The organism is Streptomyces rhizoryzae, from assembly GCF_023155275.1.
In the GTDB taxonomy this organism is placed as follows: Bacteria; Actinomycetota; Actinomycetes; order Streptomycetales; family Streptomycetaceae; genus Streptomyces; species Streptomyces rhizoryzae.
In genome coordinates this window covers 113,079-137,526 of the sequence record NZ_JALMUV010000009.1, presented here as the reverse complement: position 1 = coordinate 137,526, position 24,448 = coordinate 113,079, and the positions used below count along the sequence as shown (strand labels likewise).

Here is a 24,448-nt window from a genome sequence, read left to right as displayed (position 1 = left end):
CCGGTCAGCCCAGCGCCGCCACCCGCTCCCGGTATCCGCGCACCGGCGCCGCGTCGCGGTACGGCTCCAGCCGCCGCTCGAAGTCCCGGACGTACTCGTGGGCGCGCACCGAGCGCATCTCGGACGCCTGGAGGGCCGCCTCGGCGCCCAGCGTGCACGCCTGCTCCAGCTCGCCCAGGCCCAGCCGCGCGGTCGCCAGCACCACCCGGCAGAACAGCCGGCTGCGGGCGAACCCGGCGGCGCGCAGCTGGAGGGACCGCTCGGCGTGCTGGGAGGCCGCGCGGTACTGCTGGAGGTCCCGGTGGCAGTGGGCCAGCTCGTCGGCCAGCTGCGCCTCGTCGAAGAACCGCGCCCAGTACGGGGTCTCGTCCCCGGGGCGGGCACTCTCCAGGGCGCGTTCGGCCCGGGCCAGCGCGGCGGTGCAGGCCCGGACCTCGCTCAGCACGCCGTGCCCGCGCGCCTCGGCGGCGTGCAGCAGCGCCTGCACCGTGGGCGGCACCCCGCCGCCCACGCCCTGCTGGGCGACCCGGGCCAGCTGGACGGCCTCCCGCCCGTGCCCCAGGTAGACCGCCTGCCGGCTCATCGTCACCAGGACGTAGGCCCCGTACGCCCGGTCGCCGGCGGCCTGGGACAGCCGCAGCGCCTGGACGAAGTACCGCTGCGCCAGCCCGTGCGCGGCGATGTCGTACGAGGTCCAGCCGGCCAGCCGGGTCAGGTCGGCGGCGGCCGCGAAGAGCCGGCGGCCGACCGCCTCGCCGTAGGTGCCGCGGAGCATCGGCTCGGCCTCGTGCTCCAGATAGCGGACCAGGGCCTGCCGGGCGTGGCCGCCGCCGTAGGCGTGGTCCAGGGCGCGGAACAGCTCGCCGACCGAGCGCAGCGCCGCGATGTCGCCGGAGCTGACCCGGCTGCCGCGGGTGCGGTCGACCCGTTCGGTCTGCCGCTGCCGGGGCACCGCCGCGCGGCCGCCCTGGGCCGGGACCCGTTCCGCCGGCTCGGGGAGCTGGTCGCCGTGCGCCACCCGCTCGTCGGGCCGGCCGATCAGCCAGTCCCGGCTGGGCACCACCAGCCCGGCCGGGGTGAAGGCGATCTTGCGGAGCTCGGCGTGGCTGCCGGAGTCCTTGCGCCACAGCCCGCTGACGATGTCCACCGCCTCGGCGGGGGTGGAGGCGAACTCCAGCCCGGCGTACACCGGCGCGCAGGCGTCCAGGCCGAGGTCCTGGGCGGACAGCCGGCGCCCCAGCCGGCGGGTGAAGACCTCCGCGATCAGCGCGGGGGTGGTGCCTCTGGGCTGCTGGCCGCGCAGCCAGCGGGTCACCGAGGTCTTGTCGTAACGCAGGTCGAGGCCGTGCTCGATGCCGAGTTGATCAACCCGTCTGGCCAGCCCTGCGTTGGAGAAGCCCGCCTCGGCGATGAGCGCGGCGAGCTGTCGGTTGGGCGTGTGGTGCGGGGGTCGTTCCGTCATCAGCTTTACCGGTCTCCTGCCTTCCGGGCCGGGCCGCCGGGTTCGACTGACCCCGTCCGGCATGCTCTTCCGCCCTTGTGGAACGGCGTGAATGTAACGGCCTTCGACGCCTTTCTCGCCGCCTGAGCCTTGCGTTCATCCGATCGTGTGAGCACGTCACAGGCACGGAGACGGCCGCGCGGCGCCCGGCGGCGCACCGGCCGCGTGCCGGCGGCGCGCCCGGCGGCCGTACAGTGGCATGGGCGCGAAATGCCGCTGACGGTGCACCGACGGTCACCCGAGGCGGCATGGAAGACGTCGCAGTGAACTGCGACCAGGGTTCGAAGAGGAGCTGCCGTGACTGCGATCTCTCGGGGGGAGACCCCCGCACCCGAGGGTTTGCGCTTTGTGCATCTGGGCTTCGGGGCGGACGCCGTCGCGTACGAGTCGGCCTGGCAGGAGCAGCGCCGGATCCACGCCGCCCGGTTCGCCGACGAGGTCCCCGACACCTGCCTGCTGCTGGAGCACCAGGCCGTCTACACCGCGGGCCGGCGGACCTCCGACGACGAGCGCCCGCTGGACGGCACCCCGGTCGTCGACGTGGACCGCGGCGGGAAGATCACCTGGCACGGCCCCGGCCAGCTGGTGGGCTACCCGATCCAGAAGCTGCCGCGCCCGGTCGACGTGGTCGCGCACGTCCGCCGGCTGGAGGAGGCGCTGATCCGGGTCTGCGCGGAGTTCGGCGTCGAGGGCACCCGGGTCGAGGGCCGCAGCGGGGTCTGGGTGCTGGGCGACCCCGTCGACCAGCGGCCGGCCCTGGGCGGCCTCCAGCTGGACTTCGACCCACGGACCGCGGACGAGCTGTTCGACCCGCGGCTCAACGGCCCCGAGTACGCGCCGTCCAACGCCGGCCAGCGCGGCGAGGACCGCAAGCTCGCCGCGATCGGCATCCGCGTCGCCAAGGGCGTCACCATGCACGGCTTCGCGCTCAACGTGAACCCCGACACCACCTCGTTCGACAAGATCGTGCCGTGCGGCATCCGGGACGCCGGCGTCGCCTCGCTCGCCGGCGAGCTGGGCCGCGAGGTCACCATCGCCGAGGTCCTGCCGGTCGTCGAGAAGCACCTGCGGGACGTGCTGGAGAACACCGTCCTCCTCCCCCGCGCGGTCTGAGTCCGCACCCCGCGGCGGCGGGCCGGCACCGGCCCGCCGCCGTGGGAATGCCGCCCTCCCGTCCGAGGTTGGCCCAGCACCACCCGCGCGCGGAAATGCGTGCGAATTGACGGGCGTACCCTGGTGTACGCCGAAGAATCGAAGTTGTTAGGGAGCCGACGTGTCCGCAGTCGCACCCGACGGACGCAAAATGCTGCGCCTGGAGGTCCGCAACAGCCAGACCCCCATCGAGCGCAAGCCCGAGTGGATCAAGACCCGGGCGAAAATGGGCCCCGAGTACAACCACCTCCAGGGCCTGGTCAAGAGCGAGGGCCTGCACACGGTCTGCCAGGAGGCGGGCTGTCCCAACATCTACGAATGCTGGGAGGACCGCGAGGCGACCTTCCTCATCGGCGGTGACCAGTGCACCCGCCGCTGCGACTTCTGCCAGATCGACACCGGCAAGCCGCAGGCGCTGGACCGCGACGAGCCCCGCCGGGTCGCCGAGTCGGTCCGGACCATGGGCCTGAAGTACGCCACGATCACCGGCGTCGCCCGCGACGACCTGGAGGACGGCGGCGCCTGGCTCTACGCCGAGACCGTCCGCCAGATCCACGCCGCCATGCCCGGCACCGGCGTCGAGCTCCTCATCCCCGACTTCAACGCCGACCCCGACCAGCTCGCCGAGGTCTTCTCCGCCCGCCCCGAGGTCCTGGCGCACAACGTCGAGACGGTCCCGCGCATCTTCAAGCGGATCCGCCCCGGCTTCCGCTACGAGCGCTCCCTCAAGGTCATCACCGAGGCCCGCGCGGCCGGCCTGGTCACCAAGTCCAACCTCATCCTGGGCATGGGCGAGACCCGCGAGGAGATCAGCGAGGCCCTCCAGGACCTCCACGACGCGGGCTGCGAGCTGATCACGATCACCCAGTACCTCCGCCCCTCGGTGCGGCACCACCCCATCGAGCGCTGGGTCAAGCCCCAGGAGTTCGTGGAGCTGAAGGAGGAGGCCGAGGAGATCGGCTACGCCGGTGTGATGTCCGGCCCGCTGGTCCGCTCCTCGTACCGCGCCGGGCGCCTGTACCAGCAGGCGATCGAGCGGCGCGAGGTCGAGGCGGCCAGTCAGGCGGTTTGACGCGCCCCGCGCGCCGTTTTGTGAATCCTGGCACATGCTGAGAGACGCGGCCCCGCACTCCCCCGGGCTGGGGGGCGTGGGGGCCGCGTCAACGTTTCATGGTGTTTGACCGGCAGGTCATCCGTTGGTAACACCCTTCGGTAACGATGGATGCACGCACCGCTTGGACACCTCCCCCCGTAGCCCCGCTCGTTCCGTCCGTCCGTCCGTCCGAGGGAGACCATCACCATGGAGGCCGCGCCGCTCCGCGCCACCGCCCGCCCCATCCCCTCCGTCACCGGAGCCTTGCGTGCCGTCGAGGCCGTCCTGCTGCGCGGCGGCCAGCGCACCGCCCGCCGCAACGCCTGGACGTCGGTCCTGGAGGACCGCCGCCGCGCCAAGGACCGGTACGACGCCGGGTACGTCCTGGAGGCCGCGGCCACTCGTCGCCCGCACGCCACGTAAACTTCGCTGTATGGCGAGGAAGGCAAACGCAACCGGCGCTGGCGGCGCTGAGAACCCCGGGCGGCTGAAGCAGATCGCCCTGACCTACAAGATGACCCGTCGGGTCGATTCGAAGGTCGGTCTTGTCGTCGCTGGCACAGGAATCGTCGTCTTCGGCGTCCTCCTCGCCATCGGCTTCCGGATCGGCCACCCCGTCTACACGGGCATCCTGGGCTTCGTCCTGGCCTTCCTGGCGATGGCGATCATCTTCGGCCGGCGTGCCGAACGGGCCGCCTTCGGGCAGATGGAGGGCCAGCCCGGCGCGGCGGCCGCCGTCCTGGAGAACGTGGGCCGCGGCTGGACGGTGACCCCCGCGGTCGCCATGAACCGCAACCAGGACGTGGTGCACCGCGCGGTCGGCAAGGCCGGCATCGTGCTGGTCGGCGAGGGCAACCCCAACCGGCTGCGCGCCCTGCTGGCGGCCGAGAAGAAGCGCATGGCGCGCACCGTCGCGGACGCCCCGGTGCACGACGTCGTCGTCGGCGACGGCGAGGGCCAGGTGCCGCTCAAGAAGCTCCGCACCCACCTGCTGAAGCTGCCGCGCGTCCTGCCCGGTCCCCAGGTGACGGCGGTCAACGACCGGCTGCGCGCCCTCGGCGACCTGATGAGCAACATGCCGGTCCCGAAGGGGCCGATCCCCGGACGTGGCATGCGGGGACGGATGCCGCGAGGCTGACCTCCGGCTTCCCCTCTCCCGTCGTACGCAAGGGCGGAAGAGGGCGGTCGGGCGCGGCGGGAACCCCCTCCGCGCCCGCCAGGGCCTCCCTGCCCCGCTCCCACCGCCCGGAGGCCACCCAGCGCCTCCTCTGACCGATGAAGAGCCTGATGGAGCCGTGTTCGGCGCTCGGCGCCGAGCACGGCTCCAGCCCTGCCCGCGACGCGGCGCCCCGCCTCAGGAGGACTGATCGCCCCGGGGGCTCACGTAGTGGGCCATGAGGCGGGTGCGTCCCTCGCCGTTGCTCTGCACCGCCCAGGCGACTGCCTGGCCCAGGGCGCGGGCCTGGAGCACGACGACCTCACCGCCGTCGAACTTGTGCAGGAACGTCTGGCCGATGGTGTCCTCCAGGCGCACGCTCGTGGCGGCACCGATACCGGCAACCGCCTGGCTGCCTTCGAGGGGGCCGGCCCCCGCCGGTGCCGGCCTCAGATCCGTACCTGAACCGAGCGGCTGAGCCGGTCGTGCAGGCCGCGGCCGTCGCGGTCCCAGATCACCGCGGGGATGACCAGCACCAGCAGCACCGTGCGCAGCACCACCCGCGGCAGGCTGATCCGGCCGCCGCCCTCGGCGACCACCCGCAGCCCCAGCAGCCGCTTGCCCGGGGTGCACCCGATGGTGCCGACGGTCAGCACACTCAGCACCGCGAAGACCAGCAGCGCCCAGTTGCTCGTCGCCTGCGCCTTACCACCGCTGAGGAGCCCGTACGCGACGATCAGGCACAGCGCCCAGTCGATGAAGAGCGCGCCGAAACGGCGGCCGACCCGGGCGATCGAACCCGGCCCCTCCTCGGGCAGCCCGAGCCGCTGCCCGCGGTACCCGAAGTCGACACCCATGTCCTCGGCTGCCGCGCGGGGCCCGGAGATCCACGATCCGATTGCTTGCCTGTTGTCCACCCGTCCACGGTACTGCGACCGCATACGTTCCCCCGGCCCCGGGTTCCCCGGCCGCGTCCCCACCGGCGGGCGGCCCCGCCCCCCGGAGCCCCGCCGATGCCCGCTCGACGGGCGCACACTGGTGGTGAGCGCACAACGCGGCGCCACCCCACGGCGCCACCGTCCCCAGGACACCGCATACCGACCCCGTACAGGCACCGGCGCCCGTACAGGCGCCGGCATGGGCCCTTGCCGCCATGGGCAGGGGCCCGGTAGAGGCCGCGTGGCTCCCGTACGCACGGACACCCGGGCGTACCCGCGGCGCACAGTTCACAGACAGGCAGACATAAAGGCACAGAGGCACGCGCCACCGACGTGGCAGGCGAGGGCAGAGGTGGACCGGCAGGTCCAGGCCGGCGACCGGTCGGCGGCCCGGCCGCAACAGGCCCGCGGGCGGGTTGCGGGCGGGTCGCGGGCGGGTGGTCGGGAGGCCCCGGCAGGGGTGAGGACGACCGCGCGCCGGTTAACCTCGGCGAAACAAATGGGTCATGCTTGGGAAATCCCGCCTGCCTATGGTCGGGCGAGCGCGCCAACCGCACGAGGTCGCGCTCCGAGTCGCAACCCCGCGTCCGCCGAGCGGTGACCGGGCTAGGAGGAGTTGGATGTTCCAGAACGCCGACGACGCGAAGAAGTTCATCGCGGATGAGGACGTGAAGTTCGTCGACGTCCGTTTCTGCGACCTGCCGGGCGTGATGCAGCACTTCACGATCCCCGCTGCGGCGTTCGACCCGGACGAGGACCTGGCGTTCGACGGTTCGTCGATCCGCGGCTTCCAGGCGATCCACGAGTCCGACATGGCGCTGCGCCCGGACCTCTCGACGGCCCGCGTGGACCCGTTCCGCCAGGAGAAGCACCTCAACATCAACTTCTTCATCCACGACCCGATCACCGGCGAGCAGTACAGCCGCGACCCGCGCAACATCGCCAAGAAGGCCGAGGCGTACCTCGCGTCCACGGGCATCGCGGACACCGCGTACTTCGGTCCGGAGGCGGAGTTCTACGTCTTCGACTCGGTCCGCTTCGAGACCTCCGCGAACCAGGGCTTCTACCACATCGACTCCGAGGCCGGCGCCTGGAACACCGGTGCCCTGGAGGACAACCGCGGCTACAAGGTCCGCTACAAGGGCGGCTACTTCCCGGCCCCGCCGGTCGACCACTTCGCGGACCTGCGCGCCGAGATCTCGCTGGAGCTGGAGAAGTCCGGCCTCCAGGTCGAGCGCCAGCACCACGAGGTGGGCACCGCGGGCCAGGCCGAGATCAACTACAAGTTCAACACCCTGCTCGCCGCCGCCGACGACCTGATGCTGTTCAAGTACATCGTCAAGAACGTCGCCTGGCGCAACGGCAAGACCGCGACCTTCATGCCCAAGCCGATCTTCGGTGACAACGGCTCCGGCATGCACGTCCACCAGTCCCTGTGGCAGGGCGGCCAGCCGCTCTTCTACGACGAGCAGGGCTACGCGGGCCTGTCGGACACCGCCCGCTACTACATCGGCGGCATCCTCAAGCACGCCCCGTCGCTGCTGGCGTTCACCAACCCCACGGTGAACTCCTACCACCGCCTGGTCCCGGGCTTCGAGGCCCCGGTCAACCTCGTCTACTCGCAGCGCAACCGCTCGGCCGCCATGCGCATCCCGATCACCGGGTCCAACCCGAAGGCCAAGCGCGTCGAGTTCCGCGCCCCGGACCCGTCCTCCAACCCGTACCTGGCCTTCTCGGCCCTCCTCCTCGCGGGCCTGGACGGCGTCAAGAACAAGATCGAGCCCGCCGAGCCGATCGACAAGGACCTCTACGAGCTCGCCCCGGAGGAGCACGCCGGCGTCCCGCAGGTCCCGACCGACCTCTCCTCGGTCCTCAACGCCCTGGAGGAGGACAACGAGTACCTCCAGCAGGGCGGCGTCTTCACCTCCGACCTCATCGAGACCTGGATCGACTACAAGCGCACCAACGAAATCGCCCCGATCCAGCTCCGCCCCCACCCCCACGAGTTCGAGCTGTACTTCGACATCTAAAGAGCGGGGTCGGGTGGCCTGGGCCTGAGGCTCGGAAACCTGCTACGACCTGGGAAAACACTGCTCGACGGTGCTCGCTGTTCCCAGCTGTTTTCCAGGGCCTTGTGCACCGGGTGTGCACCGGCCGTCTCGGCGCCTGACCCACAATCAGATACGCGAGTGAGGGCCGCCATCTCCGGGAGGAGGTGGCGGCCCTCACTCGCGCGATGAAACGGATTGCGGTCGCCACACGGGCAGGGGTGGCGGACCCGTCAGAGCCTGCCTTCAGCTGCCAGATAGGGCGCCTCGAAGCTGTCGGCGCTGAGATTCTGGATTACACCCCGGAACTGGTCGAGGCTGATTGAACGTCACCTCGGCAACATGCCATGCGCGGACAACAGCACCATCTAGGCCCGCCGCAAGATCACCTCCGGCCCCAAACCCAGGCCACATCGTCCGCAGCTAACCCGGTGGCCCATATGTCTGCTGCATCCTTGAATAGGGGTATTTCAGGCTTCGACCCAATAGCTGGCGAGGTGCAATTTTAAGCCAGTTCCCGCAAGTGAGTAGAGAGCGGTGCGGGATGGCGGTGAGAATCCGTTTGAATGACCTGGCCGCCTCGGCATCCTGGGAGTACCGTGACGGATTTTTCCGCCTTGTCTGCTGTGATCGGCGCCGGACTGACCCCCACTATGACGTTCCTCTATCAGCGTCTCGAACGGCTTTTGGATCGCGACGCTGCTCCGGAGCCCGATCCGGAGATTCCTGCCGAACTGACCGGCACCCTCACCCTCCCGCTACAGGTCGATGTCGGCCAGCTCGCCGCACGTCGGCAGGAGTTGGAACAGCTGCGCAGCGAGTTGAGCGTGTACCACCGGGGGAGCGCGCGCATCGACCTGACTGATGCTCCGCTACTGCATGCGTTGGGACGGCTTCGCGGCAATTTGGAGGAAATCTACGGCCAGCGCCTGACTTTCGTTGGCGAAGAACGTCAGGAATCGGGGCCCTTCGTGCGCCAGCACACCGACCGCGTCGCGGGCCAGCAGACCGGAATGCACGCCGATGAGATCACTGGAGAAGCCAGGGTGATTCAGGAAATCGGCACCGTGGAACAGGGCGGCGTCAACATCGGCATGCGCGCACGCCGAATCGGCGGCCCACGGCCGCCATAAACGCCCCGTACGTCGGAATGTCAGTGCCCGTCAGCCGTCTGCGAGATGTAGGAATGACCACCGAGAGCGACACCGCAATCCCGCCTCAGCCTGACACGCCGCCGAGCCCTTCCGCTCCGCCCAACGCCCGGGAAGACTTGAGCGACACTCCACCTTCTGGCTTCGAACGCCCTTCTCCGGCGAGCACTCCAAGGCCCTCCGCTGGGGGCGGGCAGCCTTTGACGGACGACTCCGAGCCGCCGACGTCTACCCAGGGTGCCCCCTCTCCCGACGGCCAGGCGGCTCCCGAAGGTCCGCACGAGCCGTCGAGGGCTGAGCGGGAGGAGGAAACCCCGGACGCGGAGGGTGGCTCGGCTGCCGACTACGACCCTCATGTTTCGGTCGAGCAGCGATTCGGACGTAACTACGGCGTTGCTATCGGCGTCCAGATCGCTCAGGAGATCCACCGGTTGCGTGGTGACCTGCTGAACCCGGACTGGATCGCCCAGCGTCTGGCAACCTACGAACGGCCCCCTGAGGAGCGGGCTGCGCTGACCGACATTCTCTCTCGGGGGAATGTGCTCGTGCTGCACGGCCCGGAGGGTGCTGGCCGCTACACCGCTGCCCTGGACGCCCTTCACCAGAAGGTGGGCACATGTATTCGGCAGGTGCGACGCGAACCTGGGGAGCCCTTCAACGGCGCCGAGGGGCTGCAGGGTAAGAACACGGGCTGGATCCTGGACCTGCGTGACGAGGGGGATAAACGCCACTCGGGGATCGGCCCCGCCCTGGCTGAGGACGCCCCACATCTTCAGGACTCCGACTCCTACCTGGCCGTCCTCATCAGCACCGAAGCCTGGGAACGAGCCGCCAAGGGAACCACCGACCTCGACCATGAACTCGCGTATCCCGACTCTGAGCAGGTCCTGCGAGCCCACCTGGAGAGGGTCGCGCCGCCGGTGGAAGCGGATCGTTGGCTCAACGCCGAAAAGATCACCGAGGGCATCAAGGACCTAGTACCGGCTGGAGTGGTCGAGTGGGCCCACATCATCCGGGAGGCCGAACGCCTTGAAGAGCAGACGGAACAGTCCTTCGAGGAGTTGGTCGACCATGTCGTCGCGGCAGCGGAAGACTGGCGGACCCGGCTGTTGGAGTGGCACAACAAACACGGCGATAGCGCCCACCGCAACTACCTCCTCGCTGCATCTGTCTTGGAGGGTGCCCCGACGGAGATGGTGTACGAAGCTGCCGATGCCCTCGCCCGCGCTCTGGGCGAGACTCCTGCACCTCACACCGGCCAGCAGGGCCTAGGCGTCATCGCCCTGACCGATGCCATCGAAGCCGACCTGACGGAAGAGGACACCATCGCCTTCCGCCGGCCCCGCTTCGCCGAGGCCATCGTCGACTACTTCTGGGCTGACCGTCCCCATCTCATCAAGAACTTCACTCGCTGGACCGCGGCGCAGACCAACGACAAGGATCTGCCAAATAAGATCACTGACCAGCTAGCTGACCGGGTGATTGGCTGGGCGCTGGACTACATGCACCGCAAGCGCACCACAAAGCTACTGCGTGAGATCGCCGAGCAGTGGGCTGAGTCCCTTCCCGAGCAGGCTTGTGACCTCCTCACCGCAGCAGCTCTGGACCCCGAGACCAGTCGCCGCGCCTGCACGGTCTACCTAACCTGGGCCCGCCGCGGCGACGAGGAAGTTCCGCCTCGCCTCAAGGTGACGCTGGCCAAGGCGTGCGAGCGTCTCGCCGCTGCCTACCCGACCATGATGCTTTTGAGGTTGACCGAACTGGCAGCCCACACCGAGAAGGAGGAGGTTCTCGGCACGGTCGGACAAGCGCTGACTGTGCTGTGGGACCAGCCCAAACAGCGGCAGGCCATCCAGGAAAGGCTCAAGGAGTGGGCTGCCAGCACACAGGAAGGTCGCCGTACCGCCGCCCACCACGCGTTCGTTCACCTAGCCGCACGCACCACTGAAGATGGCCGCCCCGTCCTGCTGACCGCAGCACGCGAGGACGCCCACGGGGGCTGGCATGCTGCCCGCTGGCGAGGCTTGCTGGACAACAGCGTGACTCTCCAAAAGCCCCTTGGGAAGGCACTCAACGTTTGGATGGACGCGGCAGTCGCGCACTCTGATTTGCGTGAGCCGATCCTGGCCATCCTCCAGTACGCCGTCTATCAACCGCAGACCGATCCCGTCTATGTGGCCGACCGCTTTCTCTCTCTCCACCGCCTGCTCTACGCCTGGGCGCCCGTACAGTCTTCGCATTCGTCTACCGTGCAGGAGCGCCTGCGGGACCAGTTGGTCGTTGTCCTGAACCGCGCTGACCCAGCTGCCCCCATGTCCGAGCCGCATGCCCCAGTGGCCTAGCAAGTCGTGGCGTCGGCGGCGTCACGGCAGACTGGTTTTGAGCTGCACCCTGCCCAGCCGAACCCCCGGATATCACTTCGAGGCGCACTTCACCGGTGCCTGGCAGGACCTGCCTGGACGTCATCGGCACCAGAATCCGCATGACGCGGCCGCCACCCATGTGCTGAACGTGGCCCAGGGAATCGCTGGAAAACGGCAGCTCAGCCAGGAGGCGGCTGCCCAAGCAGCCATCAATAGCCGCCTGGGCCAGGCTGCCGACATGCCGGATGCCCCCGTCCGACTGCTATGGGCCCGCGTCCAGCTGACTGCCGACCCTCACCAAGCCGCCGACATCAACCTTCTCCTACGCGACCAGCACCAGGCCGAACGACGTGCCCGCGACGACCAACATCGCCTTCAACGAGCTCAAGATCTGCGTGATGCCCTACTCAGCGACCCATCTCTGGCTTTCGCCTACTGGTTCCTCGACCACCCTGAAGCCATCGACACGGAAACTGTGACACGGGTTGAAAGGCTTGTTGCCTCTGCGGCTTCTTATGCTCCACACAACGCATGGGTACAAGTGGCTGTGCTGCTACAGGACTTCGTGCGGGACCTGCCCGGAGACGCTCACCAGCACCTGGTCACCAGCCTGGCTCATATATTTGACCGCTACGGTCAGCCGGAACGTGCTCAGAGCCTGCGAGCCCTGAGAGATGAGATTGTGACGCCACAGCACCTTTCATCGGATCCGCTATCGGCGGATTCGCGCGAAGGGGGGACGCCTGGCGCGGCGCTGAATTAGGCAGTTTCGTTTGGATCAGTCGGTCGTTGGTCTGGGTGTGGCATTAACTGATGTGCAGTGAGCGCGAATCGAGCCGTTGCTTCCGGACCGGACGCCGAAGCGTGGTGGACGCTGGCGTGATCACCGGGAGGTGATCGATGCGATCGCCTTCAAGTTCCAGACCGGGACGCAGTGGGTGCATCTGCCGGAGAAGTACGGCAACTGGCGAGGTGTCTATAACCGGCTGCGGATGTGGGCTCAGGACGGGACGTGGGAGCGGGTCTTCACCGCGTTGACGGCTCAGGCTGACGCCGACGAAGACCTGACCTGGGTGGTGTCGGTGGATTCCACGATCGTGCGGGCTCACCAGCATGCGGCTGGGGCCCGCAAAAAGGGGCCCCAGCCAAAGAGCCGGCCGATCACGCCATCGGCCGGTCCCGCGGCGGACTGAGCACAAAGATCCACCTTGCCGCGGACGCAGGCTGCCGCCCCCTGGCCTTCGTACTCACCGCCGGGCAAGCCGGTGACGCCCCCGCCTTCACAGAGATGATGGCCTGCCTGCGCGTTCCCCGCCGCCACGGAAGACCGCGGACTCGACCGGATGCGGTCCTGGCCGACAAGGCCTACTCCTCCCGGGCGATCCATGACCACCTGCGCAAGCGCGGCATCCGGGCGGTGATCCCGGTCGTCGCGGCAGCCAAGGCGGCAGGCCACCGGCCTTCGACCGCGAGACCTACAAGCAACACAACACCGTCGAGCGGTGCATCAACCGTCTCAAGCAGTGGCGCGGCATCGCCACCCGCTACGAAAAGACCGCGACCATCTACCTCGCCGGCCTCCACATCGCAGGCATCTTCCTCTGGTCCGCCCGATGATCCAAACGAAACTGCCTAGCCGCTGAGGCGCCCCCGGAGCAGAGGCCGACGAGGCTCCAGCACCTCGTCGGCCTCCGGCGCATGCTGATGCCTCAGCCCTCGAAGAGTCCAGGACGCCATGCCCGGATTCCCTCGTCGAAGTGCCCCTCACGGACATCCCGGAGTGCCGCGGCGTAGCCGATTTCGATGGCCCGGTCGAAGACATCCAACACCTCCTTGTCCGCGTGCAGGAAGCCACTCGCGGAGTGGAGGTTCGCCGCGGCCGCAGCCGCAGCTCCGGCGTCTTCATCCCGGACAGTGGACTCATACAGATCGGTGACAGCCTGTGTCACAGCCTCAAGGTCTTCCTTCGGCGATTCAGTCATGAACGGCAGCATGCGCACCTGACCAGGGCCTCAAACCCCCATCTGTACTTGCTCTCCACCTCATGCGGACTTGGGCGGAGGCGAACGCCTCTCGCGCTGAGCATTGCCTACAACAACTTGCCGCGAAGCCGGACAGACGTCAGGTACAGTGCGATCAGATACCGGTCGACGGAGGTCCGGACGCCAGCAGAAGTATGTGAGCCCGGTACTCACAGAAGCTGCGCAAGGGTGTGGAGCACCCACTCCGCGAGGTAGCCATTAAGTGTGGTCTCACTAGGTATGTGACCCTGATGCGCTGGCCGGGCAGCGGTGAGGTGAAGCATGCCCGCAAGTCGACGCAAGGCAGCGGCCTACACTCGTGCGCTCTACACAGGCGAGAAGCTGACTGCGGCTCAGGCCGGAATTGCGCGCGACCACTCCATGGGGCTGGACGCCTGCCGTCCCGAACAGCACGAGTTCCGAGCACTGCTGGCCTTCGGCTATCTCAATCACGGGGTTGACTACGACGGTCCGGCGGGGTGGCACCTTTCCGTCCTCTCTTCGTACACCCTCACGGTCTCCCCACGCTTCGAGCGCGTGGTGCTCATCACCGATGTGCCTCACAACGTGGCCAGTCGTCTGCTCCGTGGCCCGAACGGAGGGAACGGGCTGCCTGGCCTTCGTGTTGAGGAACACCGCGGTTACGGAAGCTACGTCATGCGGCATTTGCCCACTGGCGCGCAGCTTGTGATTACGAACAATCCGTCCGGGACACCTGCTGGTGCGCGAAACGAGCCTTACATCGACTACCTCACCGCCGACACTCCGCTCACTTCTGCCGAACGGGATCAACTGGCCCGCGTGCCCAGCATGACCGCAGAGGCCCGTCGCCTCTTGGCCAGCGTCTTCTGCCGCATCACTGCTAATGACCCTCACGGCGGGTGGGCAATCGGCAACTGGTTCTATGACCCCTTGCAGCGCCCAGGTTGGCTCGACAACCCCCACCGCCCCGGGAACCGAAGGCTCCACGGGGCCGGCGACAGCTGGGAGCTGCAATGGGAGGCAGATCCCCATCCGGATGATCTGGCTGCAGCAATGACTGATCCGATCATCGGCATTCCCGGGGCCAAGATCGTATCGGCAGCCGGCCAGCTCACCATCACTCTCGGAGACGCTACGCTCCGCCTTCGCTCGCGACGTGCCTAGTCAGCCGCACGCCACTCGCCCCTCTGCGCTGCCGACAGAAAGCACTCACGTCGTGATCGAGATCCTTCGGGCCGTGGGCACTAGCATGCCTAGGTGGGCATCTTGCCTGGTCGTCGCGTTCACCAGCCTGGGCTACTTCTGCCTCCGGGCCCTCCGACTACTGATTCCAGACGAGTCCAGCGATCGATTGGCATGGTGGGTTGCGATCCTGGAGCACCGCCGCCGCGACGGCAGAGTGACCGTACGCCGACAACGAGTCACTAGCAAGCGCCGCAAAGCGCGCCGCCAAAGCCGGAGAGGACGTAGCCATTCCGTCTGACGCTTCCCTTGTGCACCAGTTGTGCACCGAGCCACCCGGCGGCGAGGCATCTGCGCAGGTCAGGACGTTCGTCCACCTCTACTTCGGCCTCTAATGGGCGGGATCGGGTGCGTACCGCAGGTGCGCCGACGGGCCGTTCCGACGAGGTGCTGACAGGTTGACCCGTGAGGGCCGCCCCCGGATCCGGGGGCGGCCCTCACGGGTGTGCCGGGGTGGAGTCGGCGGTGGGGTGCTCGGATTCGTTGTCGCCTCATGTGAGGGATTGCGCGTACGAAGTGTGAAGCTCCTGTGTATGTTGAGCGCCGCTCAGCTCGTCGCCCACGGGAGTTCATGATGTCGACGCCGCCGCCCGGCTACGGCTACGGCTACCCCCAGCAGCCGCTGCCGTTAGGCCCTCCGCCGTACCCGCCACCCCCTCCTCCGGCACCGGTCCGGCAATGGTGGCAGCACCCGGCGCTCATCATCACGGCACTGGTCCTGTTCCCACCCGGCGGGATCGCGCTCGCGTGGCTCAGCCGGTGGAGCCGGACGACGAAGATCGTCGCCACCGTCCTCGCCGGACTGTGGTTCCTCACGCCGTTCCTCGCCGACCCGCCCAAGGCCCCGAAGGCCGACGCCGCACCGAAGCCCGCGGTGACAGCGCCGGCAACGGCCGGCCCTTCGGCGAGCCCCTCGCCCGGCGAGCCGCCCAGCCTCGTGGGCCAGAGCCTCAAGGAGGCCAAGGCAGCCGCGTACGACGCCGGGTACCGCACCATCTCCCACGACGCCTCGGACGACGACGCCGGCCAGTGGGACGACGGCAACTGGAAGGTGTGCTTCCAGACGCTGGCGGCCAAAAGGAGCGGCGCCATGCCCACGCTCGACCTCGGCGTGGTCCGCAACGAGTGGCCGTGTCCCGCGAAGGACGGCGAGCCGATCCCGTATCCGAAGATGCCGAAGGTCGTCGGCCAGACCTTCGCGAAGGCGTCCGAGGCGCTCACACCGCTCGCCTTCGAGATGATCGAGCGGGACAGCGCCTACACCGACGTCACCCTCCCCGCCGCGGTGGACGACTGGACCGTCTGCTTCCAGGGGCCGGCGGAGGGCAAGGAGATCACGTCCCCGAAGACCACCACGGCCCGGCTCACGGTGGTCGCGCCCGGCACCGCGTGCCCGACGTCCCCCTCCACCGAACTGCGCCCTGACCCCACGCCGCCGCCCGGCACGGGCGGTGACGACGCGGAAGGCTCCGACTCCGACTTCTCGTCGTCCGGAGGCTCCACCGGCTCCGGTGGCAGCAGCAGTTCAGGCACCGTCACCCCTGGCGCCTTCTGCGCCCCTGCCGGCTCGACGGGGGTCAGCAGGAAGGGGGTCCTGTACACCTGCAAGGGACCTGACCAGCCGCGTTGGCGTCGTTGAGGGCACCTTCCGCGACGCGGAGCCGAGCCGCACGCTGTGCATGAAGTGCACGAAGGCCCCCACCCTGGCCAGTGGGAGCCTTCGCCGTCTCCGGGGCAACCTCCGGGGGCGGCGGCGCTGTTGAGGAGCGGGCCGGCCGCTCCGGCCTTTCCCTCTGCGGCGGCGGCCCCGGGGAGGCGCGGCGCGCCGGCCGGCCCGGGCGTTGATGTCCGAACCGGCCGGCAGGCGAACTTCGCGGCGGCGTTCAGCAGTTGTCGTAGATCAGGGCGCGGACCAGGCGGCAGGTGGTGTCGGACGGGGGGTGGACGCCTATGGCGTGGGCGGTGGTGCGGATCTTGGTGTTGGTGGCGTGCTCGGGGCGGTAGGTGCCGGTGTCGAGGAGGGCGATGGCCAGGCGCATGGCCTTGAGGCGGCGGTGGTGGGATTCGTACCGCTCGCGGGGCCAGCCGGCGGGGAGCGGTTTCTTGGGGAGCGGGTGGGCCGGGAGGGGTGTGGTCAAGGGTGTGGCAACGGCCATCCGGCGGACCTCCTGGAGCTTGGTGAACCCTCACTTGGTGCTTCCCATTTTACCGGTGGGGACTGACAAAAGCCCCTGGTGGGACGGGATTTGAGGGGGGTGAGGGCCGCCGTGGGCGGGCTGTTCAGGGGGTGGGGGCGGCGAGGGTGCGGAGGTGGTTTTTGTCGGGTTTGCCGACGGGGGTGAGGGGGATGGCGTCGAGGAGGTGGACGGCGGCGGGGGCGTAGAGGGCGCCCTTGTGGCGGGTGATGTGGGAGCGGAGGGCGGGGAGGGTGAGGTCGTCGGCCGCGTGGCCGGGGGCGGGGACGAGGGCGAGGTGGACCTCTTCGGTCTCGTCCGGGGTGCGCACGCCGTAGACGGCGGCGTGGGCGATGGACGGGTGGGCGTGGAGGAGGTCCTCCAGTTCGGCCGGGTGGACGTGGCCGCCGACGACGATGATGACGTCCTTGAGGCGGTCGACGAGGTAGAGGCGGCCGTCGCCGTCCAGGTAGCCGACGTCGCCGGTGCGCACCCAGCCGTCGCGGAGGACCTCGGCGGTCAGGTCCGGGCGCTTCCAGTAGCCGCGCATGGCACCGGCGGAGCGGACATGGACCTCGCCGGGCTCCCCCGGGGGCAGGTCGCGGCCTTCGGGGTCGCGGATGGCCAGGGTGACCCCGGGCAGCGGGCGGCCCACGGTCATCGGGCCGTCGGTGGGGATGTCGGCGTGGTCGGCGGGGCCGGCCTCCGTGATGGACATCGCCTCCGACTGGCCGTACCAGCCGTAGAGGACCGGTCCGAACGCCTCGGCGGCCTGCCGCATCCGGGGCGCGGAGGCGGTGCAGCCGCCGTAGGTGATGCGGGTGAGGGAGGTGAGGTCGGTGGTGGGGAGGGCCGGGTCGTCCAGGAGGCGGTAGAGGAGGGGCGGCAGCAGCCAGAGGTGGGTGATGCGTTCGCGGGCCACGGTGGCCAGGACGGCGGTGGGGTCGAAGCCCCGGTGGAGGACGACGCTGCCGCCGGCCACGAGGGTGAGGTCGGCCATGATGCCCGCCAGGTGGGCCAGCGAGGTGCAGGCCAGGAAGCGGGGCGGGTCCCCGGCGGCCTCCAGGGTGGCGTGCGCGAGCAGCGCGGCGAAGGAGCCGTGGGTCATCCGGACTCCCTTGGGGACACCGGTCGTTCCGCCGGTGTGGCGGATGCACCAGTCGTCCTCCGGGCGGGCGGCGCCGGCGACGGTGGGCGTATCGGGGAGGGCGGCGGAGGCGGCCGCGAGGTCGGCGCCCAGGGGTGCGGCGCCCGCCGGGAGCGGGCCCAGGGTCATGACCTCGGGGCGGGGGCCGGTGAAGCCGTCCAGGAGGGCGCGGGCGGTGGTGTGGAGGTCGGGGTCGGCCACCAGGAGGGCGGTGTCGGCGCTCTCGGCCACCGTGGCCAGCGTCTCGGCGGCCATCCCGTCGTAGAGCAGGACGACCCGCGCGCCCAGGAGGTTGGCGGCGTAGCGGGCGGCGAGGACCTCGGGGCGGTTGCGGCTGAGGAGGGAGACGGTCCGGCCGCGGCCGATGCCGCGGGTGCCGAGGACGGCGGCCATGCGGTGGACGGTGTCGTGCAGGGCGCCGGCGGTCACGTCCTCGCCGTCGGCGGTGGTGACGGCGGTGCGGCCGGGGTCGCGGGCGAGGGCGGCGAGGAGGGTCTCGACGTAGCTGGCGAACGGGGGGTGGGCGGGCATGGGTGCTCCTGGAGGGAGAGGGCGAAGGGGCGCGGGGTGGGGGGTGGGGCCGGTCGGCAGGGGTGACGTTAGGCGGCGGTGGGGTGGGGCATCCACGACCAAATGCGCCATGTGGTCATGGCGGTGGAGGCATGAGGGGAGGGGTGGCGGCGTCGGATCCGAAAGCCTGGAGGTCCCCGGGTGGCCAAGGATTGCTGGGGGGTTTGCGGGGAAAAGTCGAGGAATCAGAGGATGTCCGACTGGGTAACCTGCGGTTCACATAAGGGCAACGGACGGGAAACGGCCCCTTGCGAGAGTGCTCCGGTACGCCCGCACGCGTACCCGCACCGACCCGTATAAGAGGACCCCGTGACCATCAAGGCCGAGTACATCTGGATCGACGGCACCCAGCCGACCGCCAAGCTCCGCTCCAAGACCAAGATCTTGGCCGACGCGAGCTCGCTGCCGCGCTGGGGGTTCGACGGGTCCAGCACCAACCAGGCCGAGGGCCACGCCTCGGACCTCGTACTCGACCCGGTGTTCAGCTGCCCGGACCCGATCCGGGGCGGTGACCACCTGCTGGTGCTGTGCGAGGTGCTGCACACCGACCTCACGCCGCACTCCTCCAACACCCGTGCCCTGCTGCGCCCGGTGGCGGAACGGTTCGCCGCGCAGGAGCCGATCTTCGGCATCGAGCAGGAGTACACCTTCCTCAAGGGCGACCGCCCCCTGGGCTTCCCCGAGGGCGGCGGCTTCCCGGCCCCGCAGGGCGGCTACTACTGCGGGGTCGGCGCCGGCGAGATCTTCGGCCGGCAGATCGTCGAGAAGCACCTCGACCGCTGCCTGGCGGCCGGTCTGGGGCTCTCCGGCATCAACGCCGAGGTGATGCCGGGCCAGTGGGAGTTCCAGGTGGGCGCGCTGGCGCCGCTGGTGGTCTCCGACCACATGTGGGTGGCGCGCTGGCTGCTGCACCGTACGGCCGAGGAGTACGGCGTCACCGCCTCCCTGGACGCCAAGCCGGCCCGCGGCGACTGGAACGGCGCGGGCGCGCACACCAACTTCTCCACCCGCGCGATGCGCGAGGGCTATGACGCGATCATCACCGCCTGCGAGGCGCTGGGCGAGGGCGACAAGCCGCTGGAGCACGTCCGCCAGTACGGCAGCGGCATCGAGGAGCGGCTGACCGGCGCGCACGAGACCGCGCCGTGGAACCACTACTCGTACGGGGCGTCCGACCGCGGCGCCTCGGTGCGCATCCCCTGGCAGGTCGAGGTGGACAAGAAGGGCTACATCGAGGACCGGCGGCCGAACGCCAACGTCGACCCGTACGTGGTCACCCGGCTGATCGTGGACACCTGCTGCACGGAGCTGGAGCGGCGCGCGCAGGTGTGACGCGCGGGGCTTCGTCAGCCCGTACGGAAGGGGCCGGACCGGCGGGTCCGGCCCCTTTCCGTGTCCGCCGGCGGAGCCCGGGATGCGGCCAGGGGCGGGGCGGACGGGGGTGGTTGTCAGTGGCGGGTGGCACGCTGGAGCCATGGTTGCGATCAGGGTGCGGAACGGCGGCGGGCGGCGCGGGGCGCTGCCGTGGGCGGCGCCGCTGTACGTGGCGGCGCTACAGGCCGGCGCGTACGCCACCGCCCGGCTGCCGGCGCCGCGGCGTACGGAGCTGCTGCGGACGCACTCCACCAATGCGGCCAATCTCGGCGCCGGCCGGTGGGGCACGCTGGCCACCAGCGCGGCCTTCGTGGAGGAGCCGCTGCCGGCCGCGTATGCCGCCGCGCTGCTGGCGGCCCTGGCGACGGCCGAGGTGCGGTGGGGGACGGCACGCACCGCGGCGGTGTTCGCGGCCGGGCACGTGGGCGCCAGCCTGCTGGTGTACGCGGGCCTCCGGGCGCGGGCGCGGTGGCGCGGGGACGGGGCGCGGCGGTCGCGGCGCGAGGAGGCGCCGCGCCGGGAGGAGCGGCTGCTGCGGGCCCGGCGGGCCTGGCGGGCTCTGGAGGCTTGGCCGTTGGGGGTGGGGGCGGGGCGCGCCGGGGCCGTGGGGGCGGCGTCCGGGGCGGTGGGTGTGGTGTCCGGGGCGCGGCCGGTGGGCGGGATACGTCCGGAAGGCGAGGGGCGAGCGGTCGACGGGAGGCGTGCGGGGGCGGGGGGACGTCCGGCGCCCGCCGGGCCCACCGCGCACCGCATATCCGTGGGCGGTGCCGGTGCTCCTGACGGGACGGCGCACGCGCTGGATGTCGGGGCGAGTTACGGGTTCTGCGCGGTGCTCGGGGCGCTCGGGATGGCGGTGCGGCGTCCGGGGGTGCGGGTGGCGGTCGTCGGCGGGCTGGTGGGGCTGGGCGTGGCGCCGGTGGTCCGGCGCGGGCGGACGTTCACCGACGCCGGGCATCTGGCGGCGCTGGTCCTCGGAGTGGCCGCGGGGGCGGCTCGGAACGGCATACGGGGGCGATTTCCGGCCACGGGACGGAACGGCGCGCCACCGGTCCGGACGGCAACTCCGGTGCGGTGACGGGCAGTCGAACGGCGGCCGTGGGCGGTGCGCCGGTGAGTGGGGGCGGGGCGCGGCGGGATCGCGTCACAGCGGGGGCGGTGTGAAAGACAGATCTATGGCTGTCTGGTTCAATAGGGCCATGGCCAGCCTTACCGACACCGCGACGGGTCGCAGCGACCTCGAGCCGTTCTGGCCGTCCCGGCAGGCGCACGCTTTCGACCGTCTGTGTTGCCCCGCGCACTGAGCGCGGGCCCGCATCCCCCTCCCCGACGCCGCTGACCGGTGTCACCAGCCCTGCCCGCGCGCATCTCGTCCCCCCGACGGCCCCCTGCGCGAAAGAGCTGACGTTCGATGACCAATCTCCGTACCGTTCCTGCCGGTTCCCCCACGGCCGCCGTTCCGCACCAGCCCCACCACCGCCACCGGCTCCGCGCCGTGGCGCCCGACGAGGCCCGCCCCTCGCCTGCCGCGGCCCTGGGGGCGGGGGCCGCGCGCCACGGCCTCCAGGACGTCTCCGAGCTGCTGAACGCGGGCGCGACCTGGCTCCCGGCGCCGCAGCACAGCCTGCCGGCGCTGCCCGGTCAGCCGCCGATGGTCGGCTACCTCGTCCTCGTACCGGCCGAGCAGACGCCCGCGCCGCCGCAGCAGCCCGCCGGGCCCGCCCCGGCGGCCCGGACCGGAGACGAGACCGTGCGGATCGACCCCGAACAGCGGACCGTGTACGTCCAGGGGCGCCAACTCGACCTGACGTACCTGGAGTTCGAGCTGCTGGCCCATCTCGTGGCGCACCCGCACCGGGTGCACACCCGGGACCAGCTGGTGACCACGGTGTGGGGCTACGGGCACGTCGGCGACGGCCGCACGGTCGATGTCCACGTCGCCCGGCTGCGGCGGAAGCTGGGCGCCGAGCACCGCGCGTCGATCGTGACCGTCCGCCGGGTCGGCTACAAGTACGTGCCGAACGCCTGACCGGCCCGTCCGGCGGCCCGGCCGCCCCGCACCGCCCGTTCCGCGGCGGCGGCCAGGGTCCGGCGGTCCGGACCGCGGCCGGCCGTGGGCAGCGCCGGGTGGACGGTGACCCGTACGGTCAGTCCGCGGGCGGTGGCCACCCGGCGCAGCGAGGCGGCGAAGGTGTCGGCGCCGCAGAACGCGGCCACCGTCGTGGGGCGACCCAGCTGGGTGTAGTCGACGGTGACCGGGCGCACGGGGGCACCCGCGTCCAGGGCGGCCTGGAAGGTGGCCCGCCGGAAGGCGCCCCGGGCCGCCGTGCACCAGGTGGTGGCCTGGGGGAAGACCGCCACGGAGCGGCCGGCGGCCAGGAGGCCGGCCAGCTCGCGGACGGTGTGCGGGAGTTGGCGGGGGCTGGTGCGGTCGATGAAGTGCGTGCCGGCGCGCCGGGCGAGGCCCCCGACGACCGGCCAGCCGCCCACCTCGCGCTTGGCGAGCAGGGTGGTGGGTTCGACGGCGAGCAGGGCGACGATGTCGAGCCAGGAGATGTGGTTGGCGACGATCAGGGTCCCGGGGGCGGGGCGGCGTCCGCGGTGGGGGCCGGCGCCGGGGGCGCCGTGCGCCGGCCCCCGGACCGTCAGCGGTCCCGGGCCCGGCCCCCGGACCGTCAGCGGTCCCGGGCCCGGCCCCCGGCCCGGTTGCGGTTCCGTGTCCGGGGTGCGGAGGTCCAGGTCGATCGCCAGCGCGGCCAGCAGGGCCCGGGCGTGTGCGCGGAGCCGGGCGGGGTCCGCGAGCCGCGGGCCGTCCGCCAGGGCGCGGACCACCGCTTCGGCGAACGCGGCGGTGCGCCGGGCGGTGCCGGGGAACGGGACGCGCGGCGCGGTGTGCGCGGCGCAGCGCGGGGTGCAGAGCGGCCGGACGTCCCAGGGGCCGGCCGGCGCGCCCCGGTGCGCCGCGGCCCCGCCCACCACGGGCCCGGCGCCCGCGGCCCCGTCACCCCCCGCCCCGTACGCCACTCCCCCGCGGGCGGCCGGTCCGCCGCCCGCCGGCCGCCCGTTCACCGTTCCCCCAGGAAGAACCGGCGGTAGCGGGGGGTGAGGCGGGTGATGTCCAGGAGGGTGAAGAAGTCGGCGACGCCGAAGGCCGGGTCGTGGGCGGGGGCGCCGCAGATCCAGGCGCCGATGCGGAGGTAGCCGCGCAGCAGCGGGGGCAGGGCGGTGAGCGCCGGGCGGTCCGGCAGCGGGGCGGTGGGCTGCCAGGGGCGGCGCGGGGTGACCAGGAGGCCCGGCGGCGGGGCGTGGCGGGTGCGGGCCAGGGCCCAGGCGTGGGCGGCCGCGGTGCCGCCGTCGGCGAGCGGGACGGAGGCGCAGCCGGCGAGGTAGCGGTGGCCGGAGAGCAGGGTGTAGCGGGCCAGGGCGCCCCACATCCGGTTGATGACGGCGCCGCCGCGGTGGTCGGGGTGGACGCAGGAGCGGCCGGCCTCGATGAGCGAGGGGCGCAGCGGGTCGAGCGCGGTGAGGTCGAACTCACCGTCGGAATAGAGGAGTTGGGCGCGGCCCGGGGGCAGCAGCCGGTAGGTGCCGACGACCGTGCCGGTGGGGGTGTGGGTGGCGAGGAGGTGGTCGGCGAGGTCGTCGAGGGGGTCGATGTCGTGGCCGGCGAGCGGGGTGTCGAGGGTGGCGCCCAGTTCACCGCCGAAGACCTGGTGGCGCAGGCGCTGGGCGGCGCGCACCTGGTCGGGGGTGGTGGCCAGGGTGACGGTGTACTCGGGGACGGCGGCGGAGGGGGGACCGGGGCGGCCGGCGGACGTGGTGGGTGCCGTGCTCATCAGGGCCTCCGTAGGGGGTGCGGGGCGCGCGCCTGCGGGGTGCGCAACCCGATGACCTGGCGTTCTCCTGCCCGGCTGACTGTTCCCGGGCCCGCGGGCCGGGCACGTGAAGCCCAGGGAGCGTACGGGTGAGGGGCCGCGGAACTCTGGTCGCCGGGCGGCGGGGGCGAGGGGTCGGGCGGAGGGCCGGGGCACGGCGGGCGGGAGGCCGAGGGGCCGGTGGGGGCGAGGCCGGGGCCGGGCGGGCCGCGGTCCGTCGTTTTCCGGCCAATCAGCCGAGTCCGCGGGCGACTTCCGCGGTGGAAGCGCGTCCGGCCGCCGCGTACGCTGACCGGCACAGCTCAGGCGAGTAAGGGGAGCAGGACATGGGCACCGCAGCCGACAAGGAATGGCTCTACGGCCTCGACATCTCGGACGCCGTCTGGCAGCGCCCGCCCGGCGACCCGGACGCGGAGGCGGTGGAGATCGCCTTCCTGGAGGGCGGGGCGGTGGCCATGCGCAACTCCACCGAGCCCGAGGTGGTGCTGCGCTACACCGAGGCGGAGTGGCGGGCGTTCGTCCTGGGCGCGCGCGACGGGGAGTTCGACCTGGACCGGCACCAGCAGGGCTGACGTCCGGCACCGGGCCCGGGCGGGGGCGGTCACCCGTCCGGGGCGCCCGGGCCTTTCGGTGACCCGTACCGGATTCACTCGTTCCACGGAAT

At 71.2% G+C, this 24,448-nt stretch carries 22 protein-coding genes and 1 pseudogene; 15 read left to right on the top strand and 8 right to left on the bottom strand.

The features are described from left to right. Positions 1–4: 4 nt before the first annotated feature. Positions 5–1,462, bottom strand: a complete 1,458-nt coding sequence (locus MUU72_RS10640) for an NsdA family TPR-like regulatory protein (protein WP_248012931.1) — start codon at positions 1,460–1,462, stop codon at positions 5–7. Between the two features lie 336 nt (positions 1,463–1,798). Between MUU72_RS10640 and lipB the strand changes: the two genes are divergently transcribed. The 4 genes from lipB to MUU72_RS10620 all read left to right on the top strand — a co-directional run bounded on the left by lipB (position 1,799) and on the right by MUU72_RS10620 (position 4,884). Continuing rightward, entirely contained in the window at positions 1,799–2,614 is an 816-nt protein-coding gene (lipB, locus tag MUU72_RS10635; protein ID WP_248012930.1) for a lipoyl(octanoyl) transferase LipB, read from the top strand. Between the two features lie 160 nt (positions 2,615–2,774). Next, on the top strand, positions 2,775–3,725 hold the full coding sequence (gene lipA, locus MUU72_RS10630) for a lipoyl synthase (RefSeq protein ID WP_248012929.1): 951 nt from the start codon (positions 2,775–2,777) through the stop codon (positions 3,723–3,725). A 228-nt stretch (positions 3,726–3,953) separates the two neighbouring features. Continuing rightward, the gene (locus MUU72_RS10625) at positions 3,954–4,169 is read left to right on the top strand and encodes an SCO2195 family GlnR-regulated protein (RefSeq protein ID WP_248012928.1); all 216 of its coding nucleotides are present in this window, start codon (positions 3,954–3,956) and stop codon (positions 4,167–4,169) included. Positions 4,170–4,179: 10 nt separating this feature from the next. Next, positions 4,180–4,884: a DUF4191 domain-containing protein gene (locus tag MUU72_RS10620; protein WP_248012927.1), complete on the top strand. Its 705-nt coding sequence runs from the start codon at positions 4,180–4,182 to the stop codon at positions 4,882–4,884. A gap of 216 nt (positions 4,885–5,100) precedes the next feature. On the opposite strand, the gene MUU72_RS10615 is transcribed toward MUU72_RS10620, so the two are convergent. Both MUU72_RS10615 and MUU72_RS10610 read right to left on the bottom strand, forming a co-directional pair. Further along, complete coding sequence (locus MUU72_RS10615) at positions 5,101–5,280, bottom strand: hypothetical protein (protein WP_248012926.1); 180 nt, start codon at positions 5,278–5,280, stop codon at positions 5,101–5,103. A gap of 71 nt (positions 5,281–5,351) precedes the next feature. Beyond that, positions 5,352–5,819: an RDD family protein gene (locus MUU72_RS10610; protein ID WP_248012925.1), complete on the bottom strand. Its 468-nt coding sequence runs from the start codon at positions 5,817–5,819 to the stop codon at positions 5,352–5,354. 641 nt (positions 5,820–6,460) lie between these two features. Between MUU72_RS10610 and glnA the strand changes: the two genes are divergently transcribed. The 5 genes and pseudogenes from glnA to MUU72_RS10585 all read left to right on the top strand — a co-directional run bounded on the left by glnA (position 6,461) and on the right by MUU72_RS10585 (position 13,019). Further along, positions 6,461–7,870 (top strand): type I glutamate--ammonia ligase, encoded by a 1,410-nt coding sequence (gene glnA / locus MUU72_RS10605; RefSeq protein WP_248012924.1) that lies wholly within the window; start codon positions 6,461–6,463, stop codon positions 7,868–7,870. A gap of 617 nt (positions 7,871–8,487) precedes the next feature. Beyond that, positions 8,488–9,021: a hypothetical protein gene (locus MUU72_RS10600; protein WP_248012923.1), complete on the top strand. Its 534-nt coding sequence runs from the start codon at positions 8,488–8,490 to the stop codon at positions 9,019–9,021. A gap of 218 nt (positions 9,022–9,239) precedes the next feature. After that, on the top strand, positions 9,240–11,381 hold the full coding sequence (locus tag MUU72_RS10595) for a hypothetical protein (RefSeq protein WP_248012922.1): 2,142 nt from the start codon (positions 9,240–9,242) through the stop codon (positions 11,379–11,381). A gap of 37 nt (positions 11,382–11,418) precedes the next feature. Then, positions 11,419–12,165, top strand: a complete 747-nt coding sequence (locus MUU72_RS10590; RefSeq protein WP_248012921.1) for a hypothetical protein — start codon at positions 11,419–11,421, stop codon at positions 12,163–12,165. A 67-nt stretch (positions 12,166–12,232) separates the two neighbouring features. Then, positions 12,233–13,019: pseudogene (locus MUU72_RS10585) on the top strand (IS5 family transposase). 92 nt (positions 13,020–13,111) lie between these two features. On the opposite strand, the gene MUU72_RS10580 reads toward MUU72_RS10585, so the two are convergent. Beyond that, on the bottom strand, positions 13,112–13,384 hold the full coding sequence (locus MUU72_RS10580) for a hypothetical protein (protein WP_248012920.1): 273 nt from the start codon (positions 13,382–13,384) through the stop codon (positions 13,112–13,114). A 321-nt stretch (positions 13,385–13,705) separates the two neighbouring features. Between MUU72_RS10580 and MUU72_RS10575 the strand changes: the two genes are divergently transcribed. Together MUU72_RS10575 and MUU72_RS10570 are read left to right on the top strand one after the other, a co-directional pair. Then, the gene (locus MUU72_RS10575; protein WP_248012919.1) at positions 13,706–14,569 is read left to right on the top strand and encodes a hypothetical protein; all 864 of its coding nucleotides are present in this window, start codon (positions 13,706–13,708) and stop codon (positions 14,567–14,569) included. 652 nt (positions 14,570–15,221) lie between these two features. Next, positions 15,222–16,286, top strand: a complete 1,065-nt coding sequence (locus MUU72_RS10570) for a PASTA domain-containing protein (protein ID WP_248012918.1) — start codon at positions 15,222–15,224, stop codon at positions 16,284–16,286. Between the two features lie 244 nt (positions 16,287–16,530). On the opposite strand, the gene MUU72_RS10565 is transcribed toward MUU72_RS10570, so the two are convergent. Beyond that, complete coding sequence (locus MUU72_RS10565; RefSeq protein WP_248012917.1) at positions 16,531–16,803, bottom strand: hypothetical protein; 273 nt, start codon at positions 16,801–16,803, stop codon at positions 16,531–16,533. Positions 16,804–16,927: 124 nt separating this feature from the next. Next, positions 16,928–18,499, bottom strand: coding sequence for an AMP-binding protein (locus MUU72_RS10560; protein WP_248012916.1), 1,572 nt, complete (start codon positions 18,497–18,499; stop codon positions 16,928–16,930). A gap of 348 nt (positions 18,500–18,847) precedes the next feature. Here MUU72_RS10560 and glnII point away from each other — a divergent pair, with 348 nt between their 5' ends. The 3 genes from glnII (at position 18,848) to MUU72_RS10545 (ending at position 21,938) form a co-directional block, all read left to right on the top strand. Continuing rightward, the gene (gene glnII, locus MUU72_RS10555; RefSeq protein WP_248012915.1) at positions 18,848–19,870 is read left to right on the top strand and encodes a glutamine synthetase; all 1,023 of its coding nucleotides are present in this window, start codon (positions 18,848–18,850) and stop codon (positions 19,868–19,870) included. A 142-nt stretch (positions 19,871–20,012) separates the two neighbouring features. Continuing rightward, positions 20,013–20,987, top strand: coding sequence for a rhomboid-like protein (locus MUU72_RS10550; RefSeq protein ID WP_248012914.1), 975 nt, complete (start codon positions 20,013–20,015; stop codon positions 20,985–20,987). 333 nt (positions 20,988–21,320) lie between these two features. Next, positions 21,321–21,938, top strand: coding sequence for a winged helix-turn-helix domain-containing protein (locus MUU72_RS10545; protein ID WP_248012913.1), 618 nt, complete (start codon positions 21,321–21,323; stop codon positions 21,936–21,938). Here MUU72_RS10545 and MUU72_RS10540 read toward each other — a convergent pair. Together MUU72_RS10540 and MUU72_RS10535 are read right to left on the bottom strand one after the other, a co-directional pair. Continuing rightward, positions 21,914–22,888 carry a lysophospholipid acyltransferase family protein gene (locus MUU72_RS10540; protein WP_248012912.1) on the bottom strand — a complete coding sequence of 325 codons (975 nt, stop codon included), beginning with the start codon at positions 22,886–22,888 and terminating at the stop codon, positions 21,914–21,916. The two genes, MUU72_RS10545 and MUU72_RS10540, sit on opposite strands and share 25 nt — an antisense overlap. 86 nt (positions 22,889–22,974) lie before the next feature. Further along, positions 22,975–23,745, bottom strand: coding sequence for a GNAT family N-acetyltransferase (locus MUU72_RS10535; protein WP_248012911.1), 771 nt, complete (start codon positions 23,743–23,745; stop codon positions 22,975–22,977). A 365-nt stretch (positions 23,746–24,110) separates the two neighbouring features. Here MUU72_RS10535 and MUU72_RS10530 point away from each other — a divergent pair, with 365 nt between their 5' ends. Continuing rightward, positions 24,111–24,356 carry a DUF397 domain-containing protein gene (locus tag MUU72_RS10530; RefSeq protein ID WP_248012910.1) on the top strand — a complete coding sequence of 82 codons (246 nt, stop codon included), beginning with the start codon at positions 24,111–24,113 and terminating at the stop codon, positions 24,354–24,356. Positions 24,357–24,448: the final 92 nt, after the last annotated feature.